The 19197-nt window shown below is 38.0% G+C and carries 22 protein-coding genes; 13 read left to right on the top strand and 9 right to left on the bottom strand.

What is annotated here, in order from left to right:
* Positions 1-81: 81 nt before the first annotated feature.
* Both AC1RPG_RS07485 and AC1RPG_RS07480 read right to left on the bottom strand, forming a co-directional pair.
* The gene (locus AC1RPG_RS07485; RefSeq protein WP_019040614.1) at positions 82-378 is read right to left on the bottom strand and encodes a DUF5839 family protein; all 297 of its coding nucleotides are present in this window, start codon (positions 376-378) and stop codon (positions 82-84) included.
* 563 nt (positions 379-941) lie between these two features.
* Positions 942-1595, bottom strand: coding sequence for a hypothetical protein (locus tag AC1RPG_RS07480; RefSeq protein WP_481762423.1), 654 nt, complete (start codon positions 1593-1595; stop codon positions 942-944).
* A gap of 116 nt (positions 1596-1711) precedes the next feature.
* Here AC1RPG_RS07480 and AC1RPG_RS07475 point away from each other — a divergent pair, with 116 nt between their 5' ends.
* The 3 genes from AC1RPG_RS07475 to AC1RPG_RS07465 all read left to right on the top strand — a co-directional run bounded on the left by AC1RPG_RS07475 (position 1712) and on the right by AC1RPG_RS07465 (position 4685).
* Positions 1712-2887 (top strand): IS256 family transposase, encoded by a 1176-nt coding sequence (locus tag AC1RPG_RS07475; RefSeq protein ID WP_010492178.1) that lies wholly within the window; start codon positions 1712-1714, stop codon positions 2885-2887.
* Between the two features lie 182 nt (positions 2888-3069).
* Entirely contained in the window at positions 3070-4281 is a 1212-nt protein-coding gene (locus AC1RPG_RS07470; protein ID WP_481762422.1) for an NAD(P)/FAD-dependent oxidoreductase, read from the top strand.
* 32 nt (positions 4282-4313) lie between these two features.
* On the top strand, positions 4314-4685 hold the full coding sequence (locus tag AC1RPG_RS07465) for a DUF488 domain-containing protein (RefSeq protein ID WP_019039877.1): 372 nt from the start codon (positions 4314-4316) through the stop codon (positions 4683-4685).
* Positions 4686-4865: 180 nt separating this feature from the next.
* On the opposite strand, the gene AC1RPG_RS07460 is transcribed toward AC1RPG_RS07465, so the two are convergent.
* From AC1RPG_RS07460 to folE, 3 genes are all read right to left on the bottom strand, one after another.
* Complete coding sequence (locus AC1RPG_RS07460; RefSeq protein ID WP_068222488.1) at positions 4866-6044, bottom strand: IS256 family transposase; 1179 nt, start codon at positions 6042-6044, stop codon at positions 4866-4868.
* 519 nt (positions 6045-6563) lie between these two features.
* Positions 6564-7325 carry an SDR family oxidoreductase gene (locus tag AC1RPG_RS07455; protein ID WP_481762421.1) on the bottom strand — a complete coding sequence of 254 codons (762 nt, stop codon included), beginning with the start codon at positions 7323-7325 and terminating at the stop codon, positions 6564-6566.
* Positions 7326-7333: 8 nt separating this feature from the next.
* Positions 7334-7981, bottom strand: a complete 648-nt coding sequence (gene folE / locus AC1RPG_RS07450; RefSeq protein WP_481762420.1) for a GTP cyclohydrolase I FolE — start codon at positions 7979-7981, stop codon at positions 7334-7336.
* Positions 7982-8158: 177 nt separating this feature from the next.
* Between folE and AC1RPG_RS07445 the strand changes: the two genes are divergently transcribed.
* The 7 genes from AC1RPG_RS07445 to AC1RPG_RS07415 all read left to right on the top strand — a co-directional run bounded on the left by AC1RPG_RS07445 (position 8159) and on the right by AC1RPG_RS07415 (position 13194).
* Positions 8159-8422: a transposase gene (locus AC1RPG_RS07445; RefSeq protein WP_481762419.1), complete on the top strand. Its 264-nt coding sequence runs from the start codon at positions 8159-8161 to the stop codon at positions 8420-8422.
* 291 nt (positions 8423-8713) lie between these two features.
* Positions 8714-8992 (top strand): plasmid mobilization protein, encoded by a 279-nt coding sequence (locus AC1RPG_RS07440; RefSeq protein WP_003625288.1) that lies wholly within the window; start codon positions 8714-8716, stop codon positions 8990-8992.
* Complete coding sequence (locus AC1RPG_RS07435; RefSeq protein WP_050340497.1) at positions 8982-9284, top strand: type II toxin-antitoxin system YafQ family toxin; 303 nt, start codon at positions 8982-8984, stop codon at positions 9282-9284. Before AC1RPG_RS07440 ends, AC1RPG_RS07435 begins: the two co-directional genes overlap by 11 nt.
* A 550-nt stretch (positions 9285-9834) precedes the next feature.
* Entirely contained in the window at positions 9835-10302 is a 468-nt protein-coding gene (locus tag AC1RPG_RS07430; protein ID WP_003587210.1) for a Dps family protein, read from the top strand.
* A 247-nt stretch (positions 10303-10549) separates the two neighbouring features.
* Positions 10550-11293, top strand: a complete 744-nt coding sequence (locus tag AC1RPG_RS07425; protein WP_014975086.1) for an ABC transporter ATP-binding protein — start codon at positions 10550-10552, stop codon at positions 11291-11293.
* Positions 11271-12518, top strand: a complete 1248-nt coding sequence (locus tag AC1RPG_RS07420; protein ID WP_014975085.1) for an ABC transporter permease — start codon at positions 11271-11273, stop codon at positions 12516-12518. Before AC1RPG_RS07425 ends, AC1RPG_RS07420 begins: the two co-directional genes overlap by 23 nt.
* A gap of 4 nt (positions 12519-12522) precedes the next feature.
* Positions 12523-13194 (top strand): TetR/AcrR family transcriptional regulator, encoded by a 672-nt coding sequence (locus AC1RPG_RS07415; protein WP_481762418.1) that lies wholly within the window; start codon positions 12523-12525, stop codon positions 13192-13194.
* A 103-nt stretch (positions 13195-13297) separates the two neighbouring features.
* On the opposite strand, the gene AC1RPG_RS07410 is transcribed toward AC1RPG_RS07415, so the two are convergent.
* Positions 13298-13480 (bottom strand): hypothetical protein, encoded by a 183-nt coding sequence (locus AC1RPG_RS07410; protein ID WP_224142993.1) that lies wholly within the window; start codon positions 13478-13480, stop codon positions 13298-13300.
* Positions 13481-13654: 174 nt separating this feature from the next.
* Here AC1RPG_RS07410 and trxA point away from each other — a divergent pair, with 174 nt between their 5' ends.
* Genes trxA through AC1RPG_RS07395 form a run of 3 tightly spaced genes read left to right on the top strand, consistent with a single transcriptional unit; the run spans position 13655 to position 15913 of the window.
* On the top strand, positions 13655-13981 hold the full coding sequence (trxA, locus tag AC1RPG_RS07405; RefSeq protein WP_010276702.1) for a thioredoxin: 327 nt from the start codon (positions 13655-13657) through the stop codon (positions 13979-13981).
* A gap of 10 nt (positions 13982-13991) precedes the next feature.
* Positions 13992-15635, top strand: coding sequence for an FAD-dependent oxidoreductase (locus tag AC1RPG_RS07400; protein WP_481762417.1), 1644 nt, complete (start codon positions 13992-13994; stop codon positions 15633-15635).
* 20 nt (positions 15636-15655) lie between these two features.
* A complete protein-coding gene (locus AC1RPG_RS07395) occupies positions 15656-15913 on the top strand; it encodes a metal-sensitive transcriptional regulator (RefSeq protein ID WP_010276712.1) in 258 nt (85 codons plus the stop codon).
* Between the two features lie 109 nt (positions 15914-16022).
* On the opposite strand, the gene AC1RPG_RS07390 is transcribed toward AC1RPG_RS07395, so the two are convergent.
* From AC1RPG_RS07390 to AC1RPG_RS07380, 3 genes are all read right to left on the bottom strand, one after another.
* Positions 16023-16283, bottom strand: coding sequence for a transposase (locus AC1RPG_RS07390; protein ID WP_263317203.1), 261 nt, complete (start codon positions 16281-16283; stop codon positions 16023-16025).
* A 92-nt stretch (positions 16284-16375) separates the two neighbouring features.
* On the bottom strand, positions 16376-16966 hold the full coding sequence (locus AC1RPG_RS07385; RefSeq protein WP_150262567.1) for a site-specific integrase: 591 nt from the start codon (positions 16964-16966) through the stop codon (positions 16376-16378).
* Positions 16967-17272: 306 nt separating this feature from the next.
* Positions 17273-19197: Eco57I restriction-modification methylase domain-containing protein (locus AC1RPG_RS07380; RefSeq protein WP_481762416.1), on the bottom strand; the 1925-nt coding region annotated here is incomplete at its 5' end.

Raw genomic sequence — 19197 nt, 5'->3', positions numbered from 1 at the left:
TATGTTTTACATTAGCACTTCTTGTTAGCAAAAATGGTCCATAACAATGTTAATGATTCCACATTGTTATAGACCACTAATCTATTTAAGCAGTTCATCAAAGGTTTGATTAACCGTCTCTTGATCACGATTGTTCGTAAAGACTTTAACTGATTGTAAGTCACTCAAATCATTGGCAACTTCCTTCGTCGCATAAATCATAACTGGGGTGCGCTTCGCAAACTGGGTTTGGACTAACGCCACATTACCAACTACCGGGGTGCCCTTCGTCTTTTCGGTAATCCGCCACTTATACAACTTTTTCATATTCAAAACATGTTTTGCCCGCTCATCAGGATCATGCACAATATGATAGGCCATTAACACATTATCAGCCATGTTGATTCCTCCCATTATTGGCCAGTAGTCATTTCTTAACACCATTAGTATACGTGCTGAGCCCTCAAACTAGCAATTATTTGAACCAAGCCACCAATCGATCAAACCAAGCTTGGTGATGACCAGTTTGGGCCATCTTAACTACTTTAGTAACCGTTGACTTAGGTGCTGGAGTCGTTGGTTTTGCTGGGTTACCAGCATACTCCGCGGTTTTATCAGCTTTTGGCGTTACGGTTAGCTTACCGTCCTTATTGCACGTTGATGCTTGTCAAAAACTTGGCAACCTTCTTTCGTGGTAATTATTGCAACAACCCTGCTCGTCGTCTTGGATCCGGCAGACCTGGAACTGAATCTGGCTATTCGGGGCTGGTGCCCTCTGTGTGGTGACAGCAGCATGTATATCAAACCTTTACCATCTTCAAACACGAAATTAGCTTGCATACTGTTTGATAAATATCGCCTAATTTGGACAATCCTACTGAACTATTGCAGGTGGCATCAGTTCATACAGCCAAGTAAAGCCAATAAGGTATACCCTAGTGGCTATTTTCGGTTTAGTACTATTAATTCAGCTTTTCTATACTCAATGACCTTAGTTCCTCTTTTTTGAAGTATTGTGTCGCAAAGCAAAAAGAAGGTTGTATGCCTAAGTTTGTACCAGCTTCATTACCATAATTTGATTTTTTGTATGGAAACACAATGCCCAATCTGAATTCGTTTTGTATTGAGTACTTCATTGACTTCGTTCCTAGCATGCCTCGGCCAACTTGCTCCACAGACTTTTTACCTTCAAAATAGTCTTTTTCAAGTTTGTCCATTCTATTTACGTAATCCGTGATATACCAAACTTTTCGAGCAAATATTGTTGTTTCTTTTAGGATACCTTCTCGCTTACCTGCTTGGCACTCCTTAATTACATTCAATAAGTGAATCATATTTTGATAAGGAATAAAAATAAAGTCACGATTCTTGCCTAATTTTTCTTCGCATTTTATTAATGAGCATGATATTTCTTCCTTTACAAAACCGTTTTTGTCAAAGGAGTTTATATCTAGTTCTGTAAAACTAGTTATAAAAGCTGGCATGTCTAACGCTAGCTTTTCAAGTTTTCCCTCAAATTTATCATCAATTAAGTTATCAGCAGCTTCTTCACTATTTTTTGTAAAAGTATCAATATTTGATAACCATATAGATTTGAGATTAAAAAAGTTTTTCATATACTTTCTGTCTACAAGAGAGTGTAAAATATTTTGTGTAAATGAGTATTGAAAAAAGGAAGACCTTCCCCGTATGATTATAAGCGTCTAAACCAAATCAACGGAGGTCTTCCCCTATGAATCAGTTTAACAAAGAATTGGCAAATGTACTACTATCTCATGGTGATTTAAAAGAAGTTTTTAGAAAACAACTGCAGGATACATTAAATACGTTACTTCAAGCCGAGTTAACTTCTGTTCTAGGCTACGATCCTTATGATCGTCAAGGTTTCAACTCTGGTAACTCTCGAAATGGCCAATATTTTCGTCAAATTGATTCAGAGTATGGAAAGCTGAGTATCTGTGTCCCACGTGATCGCAAGGGCGAGTTTAAGGCTAACTTAATCCCACCTTATTCTCGAAGAGTAGATGCACTGGAAACGACGATTATACAGTTATACGAAAAAGGAATTACAACTCGAGAAATAGCTGACTTAATCGAAAAGATGTATGGAACTCATTATTCACCCACTACGATTTCCAACATTACAGCCATTGTTGAGGATCAAGTGACTGCTTATCATCAGCGGCGGTTTAGTTCGACAGACTACGTCTGTCTTTTCCTTGATGCAACTTATGTGCCCTTACGTCGTGATACGGTTCAAAAAGAGTCGGTTTATGTCGCTTTAGGTATTAAAGCAGATGGTCATAAAGAAATTTTAGATTACTGTATTGCACCAACGGAAAATTCAGAAGTTTGGTCCGAATTACTAACTGGTTTAGTCAGTCGTGGTATTAAACACGTCCAGTTAGTCATCGCAGATGGCTTAGTTGGCTTAGATTCAGCGCTTAACCACAATTATCCTCAAGCTAAATTTCAACGCTGTCTGATCCATATGTCACGGAATATCATGCAGAAAGTTCGCGTAAACGACCGTGCAGAGGTCGTTAATGAGTTCAAAGAACTCCACAGAGCAAAAACACGTGATGAAGCCCAGCTAATTTTAAATCGTTTTATCGATCATTGGGAGTCAAAGTATCCTCGAATGGTTAGAAATTTAGCCAGTACGTCTAATTTACTAACCTTCTTAGAATTTCCTCCGAGTATTCGCAGAACAATTTACTCAACGAACATTATTGAATCATTCAATAAAAAGCTGAAGCGCAAGACAAAAGTCAAAGAACAATTTCCAAATGAATCAGCACTTGACCGTTTCCTTGCGACAATTATCTTAGAGTACAACGAGAAATACTTCGGCAGAGCTCATAATGGCTTTAAGCAGTGCCAAGATACTTTAGAATCAATGTTTTAAGCTAGACAAAATGATACGAAGAAGTCTTCTTGTTATTTACACAAACTTCTTGACGCTCTCGTCCTTTTTGGATGGTGTTTTTATTTGGTCAATCGGCTAGACTAACAAGCCGATATTTTGCGTGGTTATTCTTTTTGCATTAGACTTAAGTTATAATTCGAATTCAGATTAGGAGGATCTCTATGAAGTTTGATATTGTAGTTGTCGGTGGTTCAACGGCCGGATTTTATTTGGTGAAGGCATTACGGACTAAAGGTTTTTCAGGTAGTATTTGTTTAATTGATCGCGAAGACGCACTGCCTTATAATCGTTATAAATTATCTAAAAATTGGCTGACAGGCAAGAAGTTAGATGCACCTATTTTTAAACCGGAATCGTTCTTTGCTGAAAATGAGATTAAGTTACAATTAAATACCGAAGTTGTGGCGGTTCATGATGAGAAGAAGAAAGTTGTCACAGCAGATCATCAAGAAATTACTTATGGTCAACTTGTTCTAGCTATGGGTGCAGAGTCACGTCATTTGCACTTGCCTAATGATGACGCTGAAGGAATTTTTTACTTAAGAAGTTATCACGATGCGATCAAGATTAAGCAGTGGAGCGAGCAAGTTAAAGATGTGGTCTTAATTGGCGCTGGGTTTATTAGTTTAGAATTGGCTAGCTCCTTTAGAAAGTTAGGCCTTAATGTCACAGTTGTTGAACATGGTCAACATCCATTGGGACGTGTAGTTGGTCCACAGGCTTCAGAATATTTCGTTAAGATACATCAAGAACAGGGCGTCAAATTTGTTTTAGGTAGTGGTGTTGAATCGTTTACGCATGACCAACAGCATCAAGTCACTGGGGTGGTAACTGATACGGGTGCAACAATTCCTGCACAAATGGTTGTTGTTGGTGTTGGTGCAGTTCCTAACACGTCAATTAAAGCAGATCATTTGGAATTAGGGCAGAATATTGCCGTTAATGAATATGGCGAAACAGCACTGAAAGATGTTTACGCTGTTGGCGATGCTACTATTTGGCCGTTCCAGGGTGAAGAGATTCATGTGGAACATTGGGAAAATGCGCAAAGTCACGGTAAAAATGTTGCCGCTAATCTGATCCAGCCACAAAGTCAGCCTTATGATGTCTTACCATATTTTTGGACAGATCAGTATGATCAAACCTTTGAATATTTAGGTCATACGACTAAGTGGGATCAAACTTTTATCCGCGGTAATCTTGATTCTGGTAAGTTTACAATTGCTTATGTTGATGAAAATCAAGTACCATTGGCTATTTTGTTTGCTAATGGTAATGACGAGCGTGCTGACGTTACCGAATTAATGTCACACCGTCAACCATTAGATTCAGAACGGTTTGCCGATACTAATCAGCCATTATCCACGTTATAAAATGTGATTTTTAAAAGGAGGTTCAAGTTGTTATGCCACAAATTAAATTAATTCGCACTTATGATCAAGCAGCAGTTAAACGGGCATCTGGTTATAAAATTTTAGTGGATCGCTTGTGGCCTCGGGGGCTCGCTAAAGCTGATTTACCTTATCAATGGTGGCTTAAAGAATTAGCGCCAAGTTCTGAGTTAAGGAAATGGTTTAATCATCAAGAAGAGCGCTATCCTGAATTCAAGCAACGCTATCTTGCTGAAATTGCCGCCAATCCATTAAGTGCAGCGGTGCTTGATTTTATTAGTCTCTGTTTACAAAGTGAAGATGTAATTTTAATTTATGGTGCCAAAAACGAGCAACACAATCAAGCTGTGGTTTTAAAAGCATGGTTAGAACAAAAATTGGAATAAGTTATACCTGATAAAAAGCTTGGATCACTTGATTCAGGCTTTTTTATTTAGCATTAATTGACTTGTTTAGTTAAGAGCATAAAATATAAGTAAAGTCATTAATCAGCGTCAAAAAATCAGAAACTGTCAAATCTTTTGTGTAAATAGATCTTTCTCATAGATTGATTTTTTATTCTTTATTTAATCAAAGTAAGATTCTAAGGTGTTCTGAACCTGACCAAAGCCTTTGTGGATTCGCTTGAAATATCGATCATTGTAGCTCATTGCTTGTATTCCAATAAAAGTATCAAGCGACTGTTCAGTTGGAAACTCTGCTTTAGGTTTGGCTTTGCGCTTAACAACATTATTAAAGGATTCAATCATGTTAGTTGAATAGATTGAACTTCTGATCTGTTTCGGATAGTTATAAAAAACTAGCAGGTCCGGCTCGATGTCTTTCAGGTTTCTTATGACATGATTATAACTCTTGTCCCATTTGGCATAGAAGGCATGCAATACATCAACAGCAGCTGCTTTATTGGCTTGCTGGTGAATCTGCTTGAATTCGTTCATAATTGCCTCACGGTCTTCTACACGTACTTTAGCGCAGATATTACGCATGACGTGAACCAAACAGCGCTGGAAGTGAGCTTTAGGATAAGTTTGCATTAGTGCAGTTTTCATACCCACAACACCATCTGATAAAAATAATTCAACTTGTTTAAGGCCTCTGCTTTTCATATTTTGAAGCAACTCCGTCCAGACTTCGATATTTTCGCTAGGAGCTATGCAATAATCGATCACTTCTTTGTGACCGTTGGGCTTGATACCAATGGCAATATATACTGCTTCTCGTTCAAAAGTTTCTCGACGCAACGGTATATACGTTGCATCAAGATAAACACAAAAGAACTTATCGCTCAGTTTATGCTTGTGATAAGCCTCAACTTTAGGAATCATTTGCTTAGAGATATTAGACACTTGAGCGGGACTATAATGGCTGCCATACATTTTTTCGATCAAATTAGCTATTTCTCTAGTGGTTACACCTTTAGAATAAAGCTTTATAACCATATCTTCTAAGAGATCAGTATGTTGTTTATAGTCTGGCAGAGTGTGTTGATGAAACATACCATTGCGATCTCGTGGCACCTGGATTTCAATTGATCCAAACTGGGTATCAATTTTACGGAAATACGCGCCATTTCTAGAATTACCAGTATTCCAGCCGTCTCTTGCATAAGGATCATAACCTAAAAAGGCAGTTAATTCAGCTTCTAACAAGTCATTAACTGCTTGCTGGAGTTCTTTGCGCAATAAATCGTTTATTTTGTCTTGATTGAATAGAGCTTGAGCCATATTTTTGGTAAAATCATTCATGAAGGAGTTCCTCTTTCTGTATGTGTTTTTTGTTCAAACCAATCATACGAGAAAGGAACTCCTTTTTCTAATGTTTTTGAAAATTAATTTAAGGAATCATTCATCCTTACACAAACTATTTTACAGTCTCCAACGGTTAGCAGAACCAATGCTGGTGCAAGTGTTTCGCAATGCGATTGCACATGATTTGACACTGGAAGTGAATGCTAAAAGTATTGTTTTGCGTCATAATTTAGGCTATATGAATATGCGATTGAGTTATGGCAGTCACTTGGTGGCACTAAATTCACTTTAGGTTCTGATGCACATGAAGTGGCGCATTTCGAATTGGGCTTCCCGGAACTGAAAGACATGTTAAGACACCATGGTGTTCAATAACTGGTTATATTTGCTGGCGGCGTCGGTCAAAGTGTGGCTATTTAAAATTTATCAAGAATAGAAATAGCCTTCCGAAAATATTGAGTGATTTTCGGAAGGCTAATTTTATACCATATTTAGTTGTTACTAGTAGTTTAAATTTTAGTCATGACGATGAATAATATTTTCGCCGCCAGCTAAGTTAATGATGTTGCCGGTTAAATAGTCTGAATCTTCTGCACATAAAAAGGCAATAACGCGAGCAACATCTTCACCAGCAGCTTTTCGTTTAGTCTGATTAGGTGCAAGTTTCTCGGCTTGTTCAATGTCAGCTTCTTTAAGATCAGCTTTAATATCACCGGGGCAGACCATATTTGCAGTAATTTGATGGTCTTTTTCTTCAAGCGCTAAAGTTCTAATCGCCGCGGCCACACCAGTTTTAGCGGCGGCATAAGCACCACGATATTGCCAACCCGAGACTTGGTCAATTTGGTCAAAGCCTAGCGCAATAATGCGGCCCCAATTTTGTTTTTCCATCATAGGTACCGTTGCCTTAACTAAATAGAAAAAACTATCAAGGTTAGCACTCATCATGTCATGCCACTGGGCTGGGGTATGGTCGACGAGTTTTAATTTATCGTGAATAAAGGGACCAGCGTTAAGAATTAAAATATCTAAGTTACCAAAATCAAGTTTAATTTGTTCAATCATTCGTACCACGTCAGCTTGTTGGCTTACATCGCCTTGGTAAAGGCGAGCATTGACTTGATAGCATCGTGCCAAATCTTGTTGTAATTGTAACGCAGCTGTTTGACTGTGTCGGTAATTTAAGGCTAATTGATAGCCTGCTTGAGCAAGTTTATGGGCCATTTGCACGCCCAGTCCCGTAGTACTCCCTGTAATAAAAGCGACTCTTTTACTCATTAGTGACCTCACTTAATAGCAGTCATAAATTCTGACCGCAATTGGCTATCTTTAATGTAAGCACCACGACTAGCCAGCGTGAAAGTTTGCGCTCGTTCTTTTTTAGCGCCGCGACTTGAAACACATAAATGCTTCGCTTCAATAGCTACCATAACCCCTTTAGGCTGCAAGACGGTATCAATTGCATCGGCAATTTGATTCGTTAAGCGCTCTTGAACTTGGAAACGCCGCGCGTAACCTTCAACGACCCGTGCAATTTTGGAAAGTCCGGTGACTTTTTGATCAGGAAGATATGCAACGTGAGCTACGCCAAAGAAGGGTGCAAAATGATGTTCGCACATCGAATAAAATTCGATATCTTTTACAATAATAGGATCATTTTGTTGAATATCAAAGACTTTTTCTAGATGGGCAGTAGGATCTTCGCGGTAACCACTGGTGTATTCAAGAAAGGCTTTTACCACACGAAAGGGCGTTTTATCTAAATCGGGATTATTGTCGTCTTGACCACAGAGAGCCATTAAAGTTTGCAGTGCTTGTTCGATTTGTTGAACATCAGTTAACTTTTGCTGTAATAGTTCTGAGTTATTTGCAGTTTCGAAAAAATAGCTGGCAAGTAATTCAGCTTCATTGTAATGATCATTGTTTGTTGTCATGATATGAATCTCCTAACTCAATAATAACTTAAGTCTACTTCAAGTTCATGATTTTGAACAACGATTTGTTTTCAACTTTGCATCAAAAAAGACGAGTCTGCTCCTATACTGAAATTTGGTACCAAATTCATTAGATTTTGTGTCATAATGATAAAAATCAGAATAGGAGTTTTTTTTATGAAATATTATTCAGATGAATTTAAAAACAACATCGTTAAGCTTTATCACAATGAAAATCGTTCAAAGAAATCCTTAGCCAATGAATATGGGGTTCATCCAACCACCATCAGTCATTGGATCAAGCGGGCCAAATTAGTTGAACTACCTGACGGTGGCGTAACGAGTGTTGAAGCCTTCAAGCGACTACAGAAAGAAAACCAGCAGTTAAAAGAAGAAAATGAAATTTTAAAAGCAGCGGCGGTGTTACTGGGAAGGCATTAGGCAAAGTTAAAGCCATAGACTTTATCAACGAACAATTATGTAAACACCGCCTCTGGATAATCTTGAAAGCCTTAGGGCTTTCTAAAAGTACGTATTATCATTGGAAACACTATCAGATAAGTCGTCATGATAAACAAGATACGATTTTAAAAAGCCAGATCTTTGATGGGTAAGACAACTTGTTGCATAAGCTGTTAGTTCCTTTACTTTAAAATTAATTTAGTTGCAGAAAACTTAAAAATCGAATATTATAATGTAGTACGATGGTAAACTTAAAGGAGGCGGATTAGTATGAGTAATACTATTATTAAAAACAAGACAATTTCAACTCGTGTAACACCTGACATTAGTGAACGGGCTAAAGCTAATCTAGCAAAACAAGGGCTAACCGTTTCTGAGTATATACGCTTATCGTTAGTTAAAGCGGCCAATAATGAAGTTCGATTAGTCAGCTTTTTAGATTCTCCGGAAGCCTTAGCCGCTAAAAAAGAAGCAGAAACAGGGCAGGTCAAAAACATTGGTTCATTGACTGACTTTGAAGATTGGATCGATAAGTTAGATGCAAATTAAACAGGCCAAATCTTTTGAACGTGAATTAAAAAAACTAGTCAAAAAACATTTCCCAATAACTGTCTTGAAGCCTTGTTTAGAAGCAATTGTTGAACAAGATGTACTTGTTTTGAAACAGATTAAAGATCATGCATTAAAAGGAAATTGGCGTGGCTATCGTGAATTTCACCCTGCCAGATATGGAAACTATGGTAAAAATTATGACAACTGGATTGTTATTTATCAGCTAGATCATGATGAATTGATTTTGTTATTGGTTGCAACTGGCTCCCATGAAATCTTGAATCAATAACTATAGTTTAGGGGCACTTATAAAAAAATAAATTAAAATAGCCCCCAATATCTATAATATAGATATTGGGGGCTATTTTAACAATGATTTTGAGGGGCGATTTGGTAAGTTATAGACCCTATATATTCATAGCCCCTTTCTGTTTGGTGTTAAAGTATTAGTCATCGATGTCATGCACTATCTTGTTTAGCTCCGTTTTGATGGAACTGGAAATATTTTCTAAATTGAAATGATTATATATTTCTTTATCCTTAAGCATCCTTTTTTGTGCCTTATTTAATTTACACTCATTGTTACCCACTACCCATTCATCCTTTGTACGTATAAAGGGATTTTGCGCACTTTCCTTTAACGCGTTTTGAACATCTTCATAAGGTAAATAAAATTCAATTGTAGATTTATTTAATTTTACAATCTACCATATAACGTCTCCATCTTTTCAAAACGACTTAATTCTACGGGCTATAAATAACTTAATTTGCCAGTGTATAACGTTTCAGATTAAGCTACCACTATGTTATAATAACCATATCAAAAGGAGATCAATCTAATGAAATATACGAAAACCAAAGCAGTATTAAATCAACTCGTTGCCGATTTGAGCCAGATGTCAATGATTATCCATCAGACGCATTGGTACATGCGTGGACCCAACTTTTTGAAGTTGCACCCCTTGATGGATGAGTTCATGGAAGAAATTGACAGCCAACTCGATGTCATTTCTGAACGGCTGATTGCGCTTGATGGCAGTCCTTACTCGACCTTAAAAGAAATGGCCGAAAACACTAAGATTCAAGACTGGCCTGGTGAATGGGACAAAACAACCCCAGAACGCCTCGCACACTTAGTTGATGGCTATCGTTACTTGGAAGACCTTTACCAACACGGCATTGAAGTATCCGATGTTGAAAAAGACTTCAGTACCCAAGATATTTTCATTGGTCTCAAAACCGCAATTGAGAAGAAAATCTGGATGATTCAGGCAGAGCTTGGATCGGCGCCGGAAATTGATGAATAAAATAATATTAAAAAATCGGTAGGCTTAAACATTGCTAACGCTTATATCAGTGCTGCTATTTAATTAAAATGCGACATCCCAACAACGGGGTGGCGTATTTTTGTTTGCAATGCGGTGACAAATGGGCCGGAAACAAAATAAGTGAGTGATAACTTATTTTAATGTTGACAAACCGATATGTACTGAATTATACTAAAGCCATTAAGTGAGTGAGTATATACTCACTTTGAGAAAGAGGGTTATTAAAATGGCAACGGATTATGTCATCGCCAAGCAGGTCAGCAAGCACTTTGGTCATCAGCAAGTGCTCAATCAGATTGATTTGACACTGCCGGCTGGAATGATTTATGGTTTGATTGGGCCATCAGGAGCTGGGAAGACCACCTTGATCAAGAGTATTTTAGGGATGGAAGTTGTGGATAGTGGCACTGTTAAAGTCATGGATACGGTGATGCCCAATAGGGCGGTAATGGCACAAGTAGGGTATATGGCCCAAAGTGACGCTTTGTATGAGACACTAACGGCCCGTGAAAACCTAACCTTGTTTGGGCAATTGATGAGCGTTCCAAAAATAAAGTTAGCACAGATGATTGATTATGCAGCAGGATTAGTTGATTTAACGTCCCAATTAGACAAGCGGGTCAGTGGCTATTCGGGTGGGATGAAACGGCGCTTGTCGTTGGCAATTGCCCTGATTCAGGATCCCCAATTATTGATTTTAGATGAACCGACCGTTGGGATTGATCCAGAATTACGGCAACAAATTTGGACCGAACTAAATAAGCTCAAGGATACCGGTAAGTCGATGCTCGTGACAACGCATGTCATGGACGAAGCAGAACGGTGTGATTATCTCATGTTGATTCGGCACGGGATTGCGCTTGCTGAGGGGACACCCGCGGCACTGAAACAACAGTATGCAGTAGATACGATCGAACAGGTCTTTATGAAAGCGGGGCGGATGCAAGATGCGAACGATGGCAATAGTTAAACGAGTTTTTAAGCAAATGTTACGTGATAAGCGTACCTTGGCGCTGATGTTTTTGGCACCATTGCTGATTATGACGCTGATGTATTTCTTATTTCAAAACAACACGACGCAAGTAGCAAGCTTGGGTGTTCATCATGTAGACCAATCCGTGGTTAACGTGATCGATACCAAAAACGTGACGATTCATCATTATGATAGTTCACAGGCACGGAAAATGATTAAGCAGCATGATCTAGATGGCTATTTGACTCAGAAAAATGGTCAATTGACGATTACTTATTCAAATAGCAATCCAACCAACACGTCTTTAATTAAGGCGAGTTTACAATCAGGATTAGTCAAGTTGAAAATGAAGACGCTGGTGACCGTTACTAAGAAACAGCGCGCGGCCCTTGAATCGCAACAAGCCGCTTTGAAGAAGCTGACAGCAGCCCAGACACAAGCAACGGTGACCAAGCTGAAGACTGCCATTGCACAAGCCCAGGCCCGCGGTGACCAGGCAACTGCTGAGAAATTACAAAAGCAACTCAAGCAGGCCACAGCCACGACGTCTAGTTCGACTCAGTCAGCTAAAGCAACCAGTTATACGACTAAGTCTCATTATATTTATAGTAGTAGTGATTCAACGTTCTTTGAAAACTTTTTTCCAGCCTTTCTCGGTTTCTTTGTCTTCTTCTTTGTGTTCTTGATTTCTGGCGTTTCACTTTTGAATGAACGCACTACTGGAACCCTAAGCCGGCTACTTGCAACCCCAATTCGACGGAGTGAAATTATTATGGGCTATCTAATTGGTTATGGGGGCTTTGCCATCATTCAGACTGTCCTGACCGTTGTTTTCACAATTACGGTCTTCAAGATTCACTTAGTTGGTAGTATTTGGCTGGTCTTTCTGACTAACTTATTATTAGCGTTAGTAGCTTTGACCTTGGGTATCTTTATTTCCACCTTTGCTAACTCAGAATTTCAAATGATTCAGTTTATTCCACTGATTGTTGTACCACAAATCTTTTTTGCTGGGTTGGTTCCAGTCGATGGCATGGCCAGTTGGTTGCAAGCAATTGCCCACATCATGCCGTTATACTATGGTGCTAATGCGATGACGGCTGTTGTGACAAAGGGTGCTGGGCTTGGCGATATTGGTGTCAATTTGTTAATATTAGTAGGGTTTATGGTCGTACTAACAATGTTGAATATTGTTGGAATGAAACGTTATCGGAAGGTGTGAGGATATGGAACGACCACGGATACGGGATTATTTTCAACAGGATCTAAGTCAGAATGAAACGATTACACCTAAGCAACGGGCCATCCTCCAGGCAAGTCTCGATTTGTTTGCTGAAAAGGGTTTTGACCAGACCAGTACTAGTGATATTGCACAACGGGCCGGCGTTGCGGAGGGGACGGTCTATCGGCGGTATAAGACTAAGGCTGCCTTACGGGATGCCATCTTAGCACCAATTACCGCGCACATTGTGCCAATCTTAGTGAGTGATTTTTCAGAGGATGAATTACGGCAGCGTTATCCCAGTCTACAGGCATTCGTCACAGCAATTTTTACGGACCGAGTTGCATTTGCTAAAGCTAACGTGAAAGAGTTAAAGGTCATTTTTGAAATGGCAGCTTTTGACACCGAACGACGCGAACAGATTCTTAGCCAGATTGCGCCTAAGATGGTCAAGCAGATGGGAAGTGTCATAAATCAACTAAAAGCAGATCATTTGATTGTGGATTGGCCGAATGATTTGATACTGCAAAGTTTGTTATCGCAGCTATTCGGTTACCTAGCGCAGTTAATGCTGGAATTGCCGGGAACTGAAATTGAGCGCGAACAAGCGTATTTGATTACGGTGATGACCAAAATATTGACCCCGGGTGAACATGATCAAATTACTGGTCAGTGAGCTAACTGTTACTTGATATAAACTAAAGCCACTTCTGTACTTAGCGGTCATTTGAACGCTAAGTACAGAAGTGGCTTTGGTCGTTGCTACGCGTGTTCGTTTGTTAATCTGCTAGTATCGTCATTTTATTCAACAAACTAGTTTGTAACTGGCTGAGTGTGGTCGTCATGTAGACCGAGTAAAGATCTGGGTTGACGAGCCGCTGGGTTGTTCGTGGGAGCTCGGCAAGTTTAGCCTGGGTCGTTGCCTGAATGGTTGTAACCGGAATTGACGTGGTGTTGGACAAATCTACCGGCGCGAGTAATTGCTCTTATACTAAAAAAATAGTCCAATTTATTGACTTCTGAGCATGTTGATGAGATTGCTAAAAACTAAGAAAGAAGGTAATATATACCCTAGGGGGTATATATTACCTTCTTTCTTAATCATAGAAACCTAGAATATTTGGAGGAAAGCAGAAATGAGTGCAACAATCAAAGAAATTACTGATAGTACATTTGAAAATGAAACACAAGAAGGGGTTACTTTGACCGATTTTCGTGCTGATTGGTGCCCGCCATGCAAGATGATGGACCCTATACTACAACACTTATCAGAAGAAAATCAATTAGGCGGTAAAATAAAGTTTACCTCAGTAAATATCGATGAAAATAAACAGGTTGCCAGCCAACTAGGCATTCAAGGTATCCCCACGTTAATTATTAAGAAAAATGGTCAAGTCATTGATAAAATTGTTGGATTTCATCCTAAAGATGAAATCGAAAATACTTTAAAAAAGTATATCTAAGAGGTATAACATGAGGATTATTATAGTGGGGGGGGTAGCAGCCGGTATGTCAGCTGCTACTAGACTGCGAAGGCTATCTGAAAAAGATGAAATTATAGTCTTCGAAAAAGGCCCTTTCGTTTCTTTTGCAAATTGTGGGTTACCTTACCACATTAGCAAAACGATTAAACATCGCTCCCAATTAATTGTGCAAACCGCTGATGATTTAAGAAGTAGGTTTAATATAGATGTACGTGTTAACAGTGAAGTGACCCATATTGATAGAGATAATAAGATGATATCTGTCAATCATGATGACCAACAAGAGAAGCTATATTATGATAAATTAATATTATCTTTAGGATCTAGTCCTGTAATACCTAAGATTAAGGGGCTTCATACTCAATCAAACATTTTTCAATTACGTAATATCCCTGATTTAGATAACATTATGAGCCATTTAGATGAGAGTATTAAAACGGTTGCGGTACTTGGTGCTGGATTTATTGGTATAGAAGTTACTGAAAATTTGATTAAGAGAGGTTTTTCAGTCAATCTTATTGAACGTTCTAACCAAATATTGCCAAATCTTGATATTGAGATGGCACAGTCGATTACGAATGAGCTCATAAAAAATGACGTTCGTATCAATACGGGAACTACTATAAATAAGGTGAGCAGAGACATTCTTTATTTAGATAATGGTATGTCAATACAAGCTGATGCTGTTATTATTGCTGCAGGAATTCGACCAAATTCTGATATAGCCATAGCTGCAGGCCTAAAAGTTGGGCCCAATAAAGGCATTGTTGTGGATCATGATTTTAAAACAAGTGACTCTAACATTTATGCAATTGGTGACGTTATCAGTGTTATTCATCAAATTACTGAACAGGAAACACTAATTCCATTAGCGGGACCAGCAAACAGACATGGGCGACAAGTTGCTGATGCTATTCACGGTTTATCTATTAAAAATAAACCTGAGATTGGCACATCAATCGTTAAGGTTTTTTCTAAATCAGCTGCAAGTACAGGTATTAATGAAAAACAAGCAAAGCAACTTGGTTTAAATTATCATGTGACTCATACTTTTTCTTATCATCACGCAAGCTATTATCCTGGCGCAACACAAGTTATGATAAAACTTATTTTTACAAATACTGGTGATATTATAGGTGCCCAAGCTGTTGGAAATGAAGGGGTAGATAAGCGTATTGATCTTCTTGCAACGGCAATCAAATTTAGGCTGAAAGTAGATGATTTACCTGAACTGGAATTAACGTATGCTCCTCCTTTCGGAGCAGCTAAAGATCCCGTTCATATTTCCGGTTATGTGGCTGAAAATATTATTAATAGTCGATCTCATAATATTCAATATAATGAATTAGAGAATTACAGGCGTGATGGTTACTTATTAATTGATGTACGATCTTCTCAGGAAATTAGAGCTATGGGATTAATTAATGGTTTCATAAATATTCCGTTAGAAAAAATACGAGACCGTATTAATCAAATACCAAAAGATACTGGTATCATTGTATCGTGTGCTACAGGTCAACGAAGTTATACAGCTGAACGAATATTTATTAATAATGGATTCAGAAATGTCAAAAATCTTGATGGTGCGTTTTCACTGTATCAGTTGATGTATCCACAAAACATTGTAAAATAATTGACTTATGAGGTTCAGGTATGAATACAATAGCATATCAGTATGAAAATATACAAAATAGGTTAAAGAGATCAGCAGGCCAAATAAATGGAATTGTCAATATGATTGATGAAGAGCGTCCTTGTGAAGAGGTCGTCATACAGTTATCTGCTGTCAGAGCAAGTCTTGATAAGGCAATAAAGTTAGTTATTGCTGAAAATATTAGAAATTGTTCAGAAGCAGAAACAGGATCTGAGCAATATCAAAAGGCACTTGAACTGTTAGTTAGAGTTAAATAGATAGGAACATTAAAATTTAATATGAAAATTTAACAAATTAGAAATGCCACCGTAAAAATAGAGTATAGTGCTCAGAAGTCAATAAATTGGACTATTTTTATTCAGTTACTTAGGCAACATTTGAGATACGATTTCGATTATAAAAATTGATATACCAACCAATGGCTGCTTGGACTTCTGCTCTTGTACTAAAAAAATGGACTATTTTTAGTATAAGAGCAGTTGGGATTGATTTGAGATTTTTGACCCAGCCCGTAACCGTTTGTACAGCCAAATGATATTCATTGGCCAGCGAATTAACAGAACGACCCTCGTTGTACAAGGCAACGATTGATGATTTAAATTCAGTTGAGTATCTCTTAGCTTTCATAATAAAAAAAACCTATACTTGATTATCTCGGATTATGTCCTAGAAATAAAGCAATCCGGATTTTCAGTATACGAGCAAAATTTTTTTATAGGTTAACCAAAATCAATTTGATCTAACATCGTTTCGCGACTAGCTTGGTCTAACCCAAGGTAAGTCAGTGTCATGGCTTCACTTGAGTGATTCAATAAGTGCATGACTAAACCAATATTGTAATTTGACTGTGTATAGACACGATAAGCACCTGTTTTACGCATAGTGTGCGTGCCTAAATAGTTGATACCTAGTAGATCACCAACACGCACCATCACTTTATAAAACTGTTTCTCGGTGATATGGTGATCATGATGGGCTGTCGAGGGAAATAACCACTCAGAATTGATATTTTCTTGGACCAACCAATCATGATATTGCAACAAGTCTTGCTGAACAGGCTTTAAATATAACGTGTTTGCTTTACCGGTCTTTTTATCATGAATAAAGGCTGTATTTTTGACAGAGCCGTCTGGATTATAGACATCTGATTTTTTTAATGTCATGACATCACTCACACGTAGTAGCGTGGCCTTACCAACTTGAAAAACGGTGTAATTTCGGCGACCAGCACGGAAACTATCGAGAAGTGTATCTTGTACCATCTTTAAAACGTTGGAGTCTTTGATCGGTAGGACAATTTGTTGCGCCATGATTCATATATACCTTTCTGAAATTAAATAATTAAATTGTTTATTTATTGATGACCAGGACCGTATTTCTAAACTTCTTTTATGGTTTATTATATCACTTAACAAAAAAACAGCCCCCATTATCTACTAGTCAGATAATGGGGGCTGTTTTAATAGTCTTTCCTAGGGGTCATTATATAATTATAGACCCTTTGTTAGTGGTTATTTAAATATACTGACCATAGTCATCATTGATAATACAGAGTTCCCTTGATTAAACTCTAACTAAACCTGTATAAACTATGGCAAGTTTTTTCTCAACCATACTTATTGATTATCTACGATGTATTTATTCATTATATTAATATCTCCCATATCTAAATTGAACCAATTCACCGCAAATCGATCGGCTACATCAAGGAGATTCCCAGAATTAATCGCGTCATCTAGTTTAATGATATCTGTCTCCTTAATAAGTTCCACGTTTGGCATTGGAATTGTAGCAAGAACTTGTGGATATAATTCCAATGACTTTCCCTTTTTGCGTCCCAGTTTCACTAGCCAAAAATGAGCTATTGTGGAGTTCAGTACGGCCAAAATTACTTTTGTATATTTATCATGCCTTTGATATGCCTGACTTAGTGTAATTGCATACGAGTCATCCTTTAGATAATAACCTTGCGTATTCAACGTGAAACGTGGATTTTTTGCTCTTTTTTGGACATAAATGGTTGATTTACTTTCAAACATCCATTGTTCACGCGGCCACCATAGTTCAAACGATCGTATGCGACCGCTAGTAACTTCCCGCCTTTTCGTAAGTCTATCATAATCAGGTTGACTCTTAATCCATTTTAATAAGTTTGGAATCTTTTTTTTGTCAACAGTATGATCAATATACATCACATATGAATCTGGAAAAGTTTTTTCTGTAACCGTAGTTAATGAACTACCATTTATAAGCGGTTTGAACAAATTGCGTTCATAGTCGGTCATTGACATTGCTTCCACAGACCCCTTTCCCCAAATGAAAATCTTATTTGAGCCCGTTGTCAGTCCCAATTTAGGATTTTCAGTATACGACAGTAACGTTTTTTGGCTTTTAAGTTTCACAATTAAATCAGTCAACGATTCATCACGAGATGCTGAATCTAAAACAAAGTATCCCGTACTCTGATCTTGCAATTCGCTTTGTGGAACAAGTCCGTAGTCGGTGTTTGAGTTCTTACCCTCAACTATGAGCTCAAACACATCACTGTGAGCAGACCCCGTCTCATTCGTAACTAATGTGCTAACTTCACCAGGATAGGATGCTTTAGTTCCAAAAGTGATAACGTTGTGCTGACCGAGCGCCGAACTAAAAATCTTTAATTCCTTAAAGTTCAATAAATCAGTCAAGTGCATACGACTAATTAAATCATTACGAAGAGCTGCTCCATCAGTCGCAGTAAGCCAATAATTAGTAGTGATAAATGCCAAAGAGCCATTTTTATTCAGTAGATCGATTGCTAAGTGAATAAAATAATAAAAGAAGTCAATCTTGCCTTTCGACCATTGTGCCCCAAAATCAGTTTGAGCAACACTTTCAAAAATATCTTTATGGCCTTTCATTCCAATATAAGGTGGATTAGCAACAACTAAATCAAATCCAGTATATGCCCCATTGCCATTAAGGGCCTCAGGAAATTCGAATCGCCACTCAAATGAATTGGCAAAGAGTGGGGCCTTATTTACTTCTTTCAGTCGAGCTTCTTTGACAACAATTTGTTTATCAAGCTTTTTAATCTGCTTTTTTCGCTTTTCACGTTCATACTTGGTCTCAAACAATAGCATTCCACCCTGCAACTCATTTCGTTGTTGGTGCAGGTTACGTAGTTTAGTCCGATCACCTTTATCCAAAATGCTATTGATAATTTGGTTCTTAAAATCTTCGATCGCCTTTTCAATTTTTGACTTGACCACCTTATCATCTGTATTGCGATAATCTTGAACCAATTCTTTAAACTCAGTCACTGTCAAATCGGTATGAGCTGTGACATCACCAAGATTACGATTCAAAGCATACTTGAACACAACTGAATTTCCAGCCTTGATATTCATTTCAAGATTTGGCATAGTCCGAAGATTTCCATCTTCCTCATAATATGAATTCTTTAGCAACTCAATCCAAAGTCGAAGCCTAGTAATATTGACGGAGTTTTGATTAATATCAACCCCAAACAAATTGTGTTCAATGATATCCAGCTTCGTCT

The sequence above is a fragment of the Dellaglioa sp. CoH-57-MRSF-18 genome (genome assembly GCF_056781995.1).
Note: the sequence above shows the minus strand (reverse complement) of the source record. Positions and strands in the feature narration are given on the sequence as shown.

Bases quoted from the DNA above. Each gene is read 5' to 3' on its own strand.
- AC1RPG_RS07485 (WP_019040614.1), bottom strand. From the start codon at position 378: ATGGCTGATAATGTGTTAATGGCCTATCATATTGTGCATGATCCTGAT.
- AC1RPG_RS07480 (WP_481762423.1), bottom strand. From the start codon at position 1,595: ATGAAAAACTTTTTTAATCTCAAATCTATATGGTTATCAAATATTGAT.
- AC1RPG_RS07475 (WP_010492178.1), top strand. From the start codon at position 1,712: ATGAATCAGTTTAACAAAGAATTGGCAAATGTACTACTATCTCATGGT.
- AC1RPG_RS07470 (WP_481762422.1), top strand. From the start codon at position 3,070: ATGAAGTTTGATATTGTAGTTGTCGGTGGTTCAACGGCCGGATTTTAT.
- AC1RPG_RS07465 (WP_019039877.1), top strand. From the start codon at position 4,314: ATGCCACAAATTAAATTAATTCGCACTTATGATCAAGCAGCAGTTAAA.
- AC1RPG_RS07460 (WP_068222488.1), bottom strand. From the start codon at position 6,044: ATGAATGATTTTACCAAAAATATGGCTCAAGCTCTATTCAATCAAGAC.
- AC1RPG_RS07455 (WP_481762421.1), bottom strand. From the start codon at position 7,325: ATGAGTAAAAGAGTCGCTTTTATTACAGGGAGTACTACGGGACTGGGC.
- folE (WP_481762420.1), bottom strand. From the start codon at position 7,981: ATGACAACAAACAATGATCATTACAATGAAGCTGAATTACTTGCCAGC.
- AC1RPG_RS07445 (WP_481762419.1), top strand. From the start codon at position 8,159: ATGAAATATTATTCAGATGAATTTAAAAACAACATCGTTAAGCTTTAT.
- AC1RPG_RS07440 (WP_003625288.1), top strand. From the start codon at position 8,714: ATGAGTAATACTATTATTAAAAACAAGACAATTTCAACTCGTGTAACA.
- AC1RPG_RS07435 (WP_050340497.1), top strand. From the start codon at position 8,982: ATGCAAATTAAACAGGCCAAATCTTTTGAACGTGAATTAAAAAAACTA.
- AC1RPG_RS07430 (WP_003587210.1), top strand. From the start codon at position 9,835: ATGAAATATACGAAAACCAAAGCAGTATTAAATCAACTCGTTGCCGAT.
- AC1RPG_RS07425 (WP_014975086.1), top strand. From the start codon at position 10,550: ATGGCAACGGATTATGTCATCGCCAAGCAGGTCAGCAAGCACTTTGGT.
- AC1RPG_RS07420 (WP_014975085.1), top strand. From the start codon at position 11,271: ATGCGAACGATGGCAATAGTTAAACGAGTTTTTAAGCAAATGTTACGT.
- AC1RPG_RS07415 (WP_481762418.1), top strand. From the start codon at position 12,523: ATGGAACGACCACGGATACGGGATTATTTTCAACAGGATCTAAGTCAG.
- trxA (WP_010276702.1), top strand. From the start codon at position 13,655: ATGAGTGCAACAATCAAAGAAATTACTGATAGTACATTTGAAAATGAA.
- AC1RPG_RS07400 (WP_481762417.1), top strand. From the start codon at position 13,992: ATGAGGATTATTATAGTGGGGGGGGTAGCAGCCGGTATGTCAGCTGCT.
- AC1RPG_RS07395 (WP_010276712.1), top strand. From the start codon at position 15,656: ATGAATACAATAGCATATCAGTATGAAAATATACAAAATAGGTTAAAG.
- AC1RPG_RS07390 (WP_263317203.1), bottom strand. From the start codon at position 16,283: ATGAAAGCTAAGAGATACTCAACTGAATTTAAATCATCAATCGTTGCC.
- AC1RPG_RS07385 (WP_150262567.1), bottom strand. From the start codon at position 16,966: ATGGCGCAACAAATTGTCCTACCGATCAAAGACTCCAACGTTTTAAAG.